The organism is Roseateles paludis, assembly GCF_039872745.1.
Taxonomy (GTDB): domain Bacteria; phylum Pseudomonadota; class Gammaproteobacteria; order Burkholderiales; family Burkholderiaceae_C; genus Pelomonas; species Pelomonas paludis.
This window is the reverse complement of the sequence record NZ_JBDPZD010000013.1, coordinates 1-6,729: the sequence shown is the minus strand read 5'-3', so window position 1 is coordinate 6,729 and position 6,729 is coordinate 1. Positions and strand designations below refer to the sequence as shown.

The 6,729-nt window shown below is 69.7% G+C and carries 7 protein-coding genes; all 7 read left to right on the top strand.

The genetic code is table 11. The features are described 5' to 3' along the window. Positions 1-418, top strand: a 418-nt coding sequence (locus ABDJ85_RS20160; RefSeq protein WP_347706607.1) for an agglutinin biogenesis protein MshP, incomplete at its 5' end; no start/stop codon positions are given. After that, on the top strand, positions 415-3,246 hold the full coding sequence (locus tag ABDJ85_RS20155; RefSeq protein ID WP_347706606.1) for a DUF6701 domain-containing protein: 2,832 nt from the start codon (positions 415-417) through the stop codon (positions 3,244-3,246). The genes ABDJ85_RS20160 and ABDJ85_RS20155, both read left to right, overlap by 4 nt. Continuing rightward, positions 3,246-4,217: a hypothetical protein gene (locus tag ABDJ85_RS20150; protein WP_347706605.1), complete on the top strand. Its 972-nt coding sequence runs from the start codon at positions 3,246-3,248 to the stop codon at positions 4,215-4,217. The genes ABDJ85_RS20155 and ABDJ85_RS20150 overlap by 1 nt, the downstream gene beginning before the upstream one ends. A 7-nt stretch (positions 4,218-4,224) precedes the next feature. Next, positions 4,225-4,944, top strand: coding sequence for a PilN domain-containing protein (locus ABDJ85_RS20145; RefSeq protein ID WP_347706604.1), 720 nt, complete (start codon positions 4,225-4,227; stop codon positions 4,942-4,944). Then, positions 4,941-5,648 (top strand): hypothetical protein, encoded by a 708-nt coding sequence (locus tag ABDJ85_RS20140; RefSeq protein WP_347706603.1) that lies wholly within the window; start codon positions 4,941-4,943, stop codon positions 5,646-5,648. Before ABDJ85_RS20145 ends, ABDJ85_RS20140 begins: the two co-directional genes overlap by 4 nt. Then, positions 5,645-6,010, top strand: coding sequence for a hypothetical protein (locus tag ABDJ85_RS20135; protein WP_347706602.1), 366 nt, complete (start codon positions 5,645-5,647; stop codon positions 6,008-6,010). Before ABDJ85_RS20140 ends, ABDJ85_RS20135 begins: the two co-directional genes overlap by 4 nt. Then, the coding region (locus ABDJ85_RS20130) for a secretin N-terminal domain-containing protein (RefSeq protein ID WP_347706601.1) at positions 6,007-6,729 on the top strand (723 nt) is incomplete at its 3' end. The genes ABDJ85_RS20135 and ABDJ85_RS20130, both read left to right, overlap by 4 nt.

The window sequence follows — 6,729 nt, the reverse complement described above, 5'->3', positions numbered from 1 at the left end:
CATGATGTCCATGCTCTTCCTGCTGGTGGTGCTGGCAGCGCTCGGCGCCACCCTGGCCTCGCTCAGCCAGCGCCAACAGTTGGGCTCGGCGGGAGAGCTGGCTGCGGCCAAGGCCTACCAGGCCGCAATGGCCGGGCTGGAGTGGGGCAGCTTCCAGGTCCTGCCCGGCGGCTCACAGCCGGCCTGCTTTGCCACCAAGAGCTTCACCTTGCCCGACCAGCTGAGCGACTTCAGCGTCACCGTCGCCTGCACCCGCACGCCCTCCAGTGGCACAGCCACCGATGGCGACCAGGCACTGGTCTTCTACGAAATCGTCGCCACGGCTTGCAACATCAGTGCAGGCGGCAGCTGCCCCAACAACGCCACGCGCGAGCCCACCTATGCCGAGCGGCAGTTGACCCGGACGGTGGGCAAATGAAGCGCTGGCTCATTTGGCTGAACTGGTTGCTTTGCCTACTGGCACCCGGCTGGGCCGTGGCGGCCACGTACACCTTCCCCACCTCGATGCCCGGCACCTGCTCAGGCAGTGGCGGCACCTACAGCTGCACCTCGCTCAACCTGTCCAGCGGCGACATCATCGTGATCGCGGGCACCAAGCCCGCCACCATCAACATCGCCGGCAACCCCAGCCTCACCGGCGTCAAGATCAACACGGCGGGCGCGGCGGCGGACCTGACCCTGGTCATCTCGGGCGACGTGAACTGGGGCACGGGCACCGACATCGTCGGCAATGTTCGGGTGACCAACAACTTCAATCTCAGCAACGGCGCCAAGATCACCGGCGATGCGCAGTCCACGTCCCAGTCGATCAGCCTCGGGGCCTCCGTGCTGATCACGGGCAAGCTCACGGCCGCCAATGGCATCAACTTCAATGGCAACGCGCAGGTGACCTCGTGCGTCAGGGCCTCAAGCGGCAACATCTCGCTGGCCTCGGGGGCCAAGGCCGGCAGCATCTGCTGCGGCAGCATGGGTAGTTGCACGAACAGCTGCCTCATCAACAACAGCGGCCTGGCGGCGCCAGGCCTGTGCACGGCCACGCCGGCGATTGCCAGCTTCGGTATCGCCGGCACGGGCGCCGCGTCCACCTGCACCCCGCAGACCCTGACCCTCACCGCCAAGGACAGCGGCGGCGCCACGCTCACCGGCTACACCGGCACGGTCAACCTCTCCACCTCCAGTGGCAGGGGCGACTGGTCGGCTGGCTCGGGCCCTGCGCCTGCGGGCACGCTCACGGCCGGCGCCGCCAACAGTGGCCTGGCCAGCTACACCTTCTCAGCCAGCGACGCCGGCGTGGTCAAGCTGCGCCTCAGCCACAGCCTGGCCCAGACGCTGACCGTGACCGTGGTGGACGCCAGCGTCGCGGCCAGCAGCAGCACCTCGGCCAGCATCAACTTCAGCAACAACGCCTTTGTCTGGAGCGAGGACTTGTCCAACAAGATCAGCGGCAGCAATGTCGCCGTGGCGGGCCGCAATCACGACCTTCAGGTGTCCTTGATCAAGAAGGACCCCAGCACCGGCAGCTGCGGCGTGGCCAGCGACTTCACGGGCAGCCGCAACCTCAAGCTCTGGCGCACCGACAACAGCGGCCCCTGGACGGCGCCGAGTAGCGTCAGCCCGGCGCTCAGCGTGCCCGCCAGCCGGCCCGGCGGCAACAACCTGACGCTCAGCTTCAGCAGCGGTGTCGCCAGCTTCAATCTCGCCACCACCGATGTGGGGCGCTATGCGCTCAACCTCGACGACGACTCCGGCACCTATGCCAGCGGCACCATCAGCGGCAGCCTGAGCGACCTGACCGTGCGGCCACTGGCCATTGCCGTGAGCGGCCTCAGCCTCTCGGGCACCGCCAACCCAGCCGGCAGCGCCGCCGGGTCTGCCGTGTTTGGCAAGGCCGGCGCCAGCTTCTCGGCGACCCTCGCGGCCTACCGCTGGAGCGCGGCGGCTGACGCCAATGACGACGGCGTCGTGGATGCCACCGCCACCTTCAGCCAACTCAGCAGTGGCGGCCTGGCGCCCGGGTTCAACGGCACGGTGAGCCTGAGCCCCGTGGCCGGCACGCAAACCCCCGCAGGGGGCACTCTCGGCAGCCTCAGCAACGGCGGCGTGAGTGGCTTCACGGGTGGCAGCGTCACCGTCAGCAACCTGGCCTACAGCGAGGTGGGCAGCTTCACTCTGAACACCAGCAGCGTGCTCAGCAACTACCTGGGTGCCAGCGGCGTCAACATCGACGCCGCCGTGTTCGACGCGGCGGGCAACCCGCAGACCCGCGTCGGGCGCTTCGTGCCGGCGGGCTTTGCGCTCAGCAACCCGGCCATCACCCACCGCAGCAGCCAGGCTTGCAGCCCGGCGTCCGGTTTCACCTACCTGGGCGAGACCTTCCAGCTCGGCTTCACGCTCACCGCGCAGAACACGGCCGGCGCCACCACCACCAACTACACCGGCGCCTTTGCCAAGCTCGACCTCAGCACCGCCAACAACCTGCACCCTGCCGGCATTGGCGGGAGCACGCCCTTCAAGACCGGCGGCCGGTTGCAGCTGGGCACTGGCAGTGGCAGCTGGGTCAATGGCGTGGCCACAGGCGCGACGCTGACGGCCCAGGTGACCAAAAGCAGCACCACGCCCGACGGCCCGTTCGACACCGCTCAGTTCGGCATTTCGGCGCTGGACAGCGACGGTGTGGGCATGCTGTCGCTGAATCTCGACACCGACAGCCCCGCAGACAGCGCAGACGTCACATTGGTCGGGACAATTTCGCTGCGACACGGGAGACTGCGCCTCCAGAATGCGCTAGGCGCCGCCAACCGGGCGCTCAAGCTTCCCCTCACGGCCCAATACTGGAACGGCAGCGCCTTTGTCACCAACACCTTGGACTCCTGCACCCGCGTCAGCAGCAGTAACCTCAGCGCGGGCAACCTGCGCAAGCAACTGCTCGCGGCGGACATCGTGATGTCGCCCGCCAGCGTCACCGTCAGCGGCAGCAGCCCGAGCTTCCTGACGCTCGCGGCGCCGGGCGCTGGCCGCGTGGGCAGCGTCGACATCGCTTTGGCCCTGGGCAGCAGCAGTACCGATGCCTCCTGCCTGGCCAGCAGCTGGTCCAGCAAGACCACCACCGCCAGCAGCGGCGCCAACCTGGACGGCCTGCGCCACACCTGGTGCGGCAGCAGCAGCCTGAGCGACCCGAGTGCGCGCGCCACCTGGGGCCTCTACCGCGGCAGCGACGGCGTCGTCTTCCAGCGGGAGAACTATTGATGCGCTGGCCGCTGAAGAACCGCAGCCCCCAGCGCCTGTGCTTTGCCCAGGCCGGCGAGCAGGTCGCCTACGTGCTGACGGACGCACCGCCCACCAGCAGCCACCGGCCGCGCGTGCTGCGCTGGGGCCAGCTCGCGGGCAGCGCGCCGGCTGCGGGCGAGGTGATCGGCCTGCTGGGCCCCGAGGCCTACCAGGTGCTCAAGGTGGACACGCCCAATGTGCCGGCAGACGAACTCAAGGCCGCCACACGCTGGCAGTTCAAGGACGTGATGCCAAGCGTCGATGGCGATGACTTCACGCTCGACGTGATGCACGTGGGCGGCGACGTGGAACGCCCGCACCGCGAGCTCTTCGTCATCACCGCGCCCAACCGCGCCATCCGCGCGCTCACCAGCAGCCTTGCGCCCTTCAAAGCCGAGACCCACATCGTCGACATCCGGGAAACCGCGCTGCGCAACCTGCTGAACCAGCAGATGCGCCGCGACCAGATCGCCCAGCGCGCCTGCGCGGCCGTGCTGGTGGGCCATGGCCAAGACCTGCTCGTCGTCTGCGCCAACGACGAGCTGCACTACACCCGCCGCCTGGAGGCCGACCCGAAGCTGCTGGAGCGCGCGCGCGGTGGCGGTACGGGCACGACGGCGGCCATGCCGCTGGGCTTTGAATACCAACCCGGCGGCGACTTTGAGATCAATGAGGCCGAGTCGCCCTTCATCGTCGAGCTGCAGCGCAGCTTCGACGTCTGGGACCGCTCCTGGCCGCAGCTGCCTCTGGCCCGGCTCTATGTGCTGGCCGAGGAAGGCAGCGAAGACATTGCCGGCCTGGTGCAGCGTGAGCTGGGCGTACAGGCCTTTGCGCTGGACCCGTTGGCCGGCTTTGCCGGCACGCCGCCCGCCCCCGAAGGCAGCCTGCCGCGTGCTGCCCTGCTGCCCCTGCTGGGCGCAGCGCTGCGCGTGGACGAGAGGAAGGCCTGAGACGCTGATGGCCCAACAGATCAACCTCCTCGCGCCGATTCTGCTGACGCCGAAGCGCTATTTCTCGGCCACCACCCTGGTGCAGGCCACGGCCGTGCTGCTGGTGGCGGCCGTCGCCATGGCCAGCTATGTGCAATGGGCCGACCAGCGCGCCGGGCGTGCCCATGTCGAGCAGCTCGCTCAACTCGACCAAGAGCGCCAAGCCCTGGCCGTGGCCGTGGCCAGCCAGCTCGCGCCGGCTGACGAAGCCGTGCTGGCCCAGCAGCTCAAGGCGCTGCAAAAGCGCAATGCCGACCAGGAGCTGGTGCTGCGCGCACTGGCAGGCCTAGGAGATGGCGAGTTCAAGCACTCCGAACTGCTCTCGCTGCTGAGCCGGACGGTGCCCGAGGGAACCTGGTTGTCGGAGGTGAGCTGGCACGCCGGGCGGCTGGAAATCAACGGCGGCACGGTGGACACCAAGACCCTGCGCCCCTGGTGGGCGCGCCTGACCGCGCACCCGCTGCTGGTCAACCAGACGCTGCAGAGCCTGCGGGTGGAGCACATCAATGCACCCGAGGCTGACACGGCCAAGCGCCTGCTGCAAGGCGGCGGCGCCGAACGCGGGCCCTTGGTCAGCGGCGCCCTGGCCGAGACCCTGCGCAACGCGCGCCAGCCGGTGTGGTTGTTCGAGGCTGTCAGCGGCCCGCAGCCGGCCGCCAGCAGCGCGGCTTCGGGAGCTGCACCGTGAATGCAATGACCGACGTCAGCGCCGAGCGCCCCCTGCCCGCCTGGCGCGCCCGGTGGGAGCGCCAGAAGCGCCGCATCGACGCCATGAGCCTGCGCGAGCGGGCCATCCTGTTCTTCGCCATGGCTGCCGTGGTGGGCGCGCTGTTCGACGCGCTGGTGCTCACGCCGCTCAATACCCGCGCCAAGCTGCGTGCCGCTGAGGTGGCCACGCGCCGCACCGAGATCGACGGCCTGCGCGAGAAGCTGCTCAGCGCCAGCCAGCAGCCGGCCGATGCGCCGGCGGTTCGCCTGCTGGCCGAGGTGCGCGAGGCCGAGAAGCGCGCAGCCCAACTGGCCCAGGAACTTGCGGGCGCCGCGCCCGGCGGCGTGGCCAATCTGGACGAGGCCACCGCGCTGCCCACCGTGCTGCAACGCCTGCTGGTGGGCCAACCCGGCCTGCAGCTCAACCGCCTGACCCTGCTCACGCCCGACAACAACACCGCTGGCGGCCAGGTGCGCATCCCCGGCCTGCAATGGCAGGGCGTGGACCTGCAGATCGAAGGCGGCTTCGTCGAGATCACCCGCTACCTGCAGCGCCTGGAGCTGGAGCTGGCCGGCCTGCGCTGGGGCGATATGCGCCTGGTCAGCACCGGGGGCCAAGCCCAGGCCGCCTCACACACCTCGCGCCTGGCTGTGCAGCTCTACGTATTGAGGCTGGCCCCATGATGCTCAAGCCCCGTTGCGCCGCCTTGCTCCTGCTGGGGCTTGCCACCGCCAGCGCTCGCGCCATCGACCGCGACCCGACGCAGTGGCCTGCCGGCATGCTGCCGGCCGCACCCGCCTCGGCCGCGTCGGGCGCCGACCCCGAGGTGCCGCTCGCGCGCCAGGTGCTGATCCGTGACGGCCGCGCCTACCTCGTGATTCAAGGCCGCCGCTACGCGGTGGGCGAGGTGATCGACGGCGTGCGCCTGCATCGCATCGACGAGACCGCGATCTGGTGGAACGAGGGCGGCCAGATCCGCCGCGAACCGCTGTATGGGGGCGTCGAAAAGCGCCAGCCCAAGACGACATCCAAGGAGAAGCCATGAAGGCCGCAACCCCCATCCTGCTGGCCGTGCTGCTCGTGCTCAGCGGTTGCGCTGACCGGCCGCTGCGCCTGGCCCAGCCGGCAGGATCGCTGCGCGACGAATTGACGGCGCAGCATGCCGCGCCGGCCCCGGCCGCTGCGGCATCGACGCCCGCACCCGCGGTGGCGCGTCCGGCCGAAGTGGCCATCGCTCAGCCTGTCGCACAAGCCGTCGCACCCGCACCGCCGCCCGAGCCGCGCTTTGACCTCGTCGTCAACGGCGCTCCGGCACGCGATGTGTTCCTCTCGCTCGTCACGGAGACGCGCTTCAGCATGCTGGTACACCCGGCCGTCAGCGGCACACTCTCGGTCACGCTCAAGGGCGTGACGGTGCGCGAGGCGCTGGAGGCCATCCGCGACGTCTATGGCTTTGACTTCCAGGTCGAGGGCCGCCGCATCACGGTCTACCCCCCGTCGCTGCAGACCCGCGTCTACACGCTCAATGTGCTCAACCTGCTGCGCAGCGGGCGCAGCGAGGTGCGCGTCAGCTCGGGCTCGGCGCCCTATACCAGCAGCGGCAGCCCGGGCTCGGGCACGCCGTCGCAGCCCACCGCGACACCGCAAGAGAGCAGCCAGCTCACGACCAAGAGCGTCAGCGACTTCTGGTCCGAGACGACGAATGCCCTCAGGACCCTGGTGGGTGATGCGGCCGGGCGCAGCGTCATCGTCAGCCCGCAAGCC

What these genes read in the sequence shown, in the direction of transcription:
- ABDJ85_RS20145 (WP_347706604.1), top strand. Translation starts at nt 4,225, where the DNA reads ATGGCCCAACAGATCAACCTCCTCGCGCCGATTCTGCTGACGCCGAAG.
- ABDJ85_RS20155 (WP_347706606.1), top strand. Translation starts at nt 415, where the DNA reads ATGAAGCGCTGGCTCATTTGGCTGAACTGGTTGCTTTGCCTACTGGCA.
- ABDJ85_RS20150 (WP_347706605.1), top strand. Translation starts at nt 3,246, where the DNA reads ATGCGCTGGCCGCTGAAGAACCGCAGCCCCCAGCGCCTGTGCTTTGCC.
- ABDJ85_RS20135 (WP_347706602.1), top strand. Translation starts at nt 5,645, where the DNA reads ATGATGCTCAAGCCCCGTTGCGCCGCCTTGCTCCTGCTGGGGCTTGCC.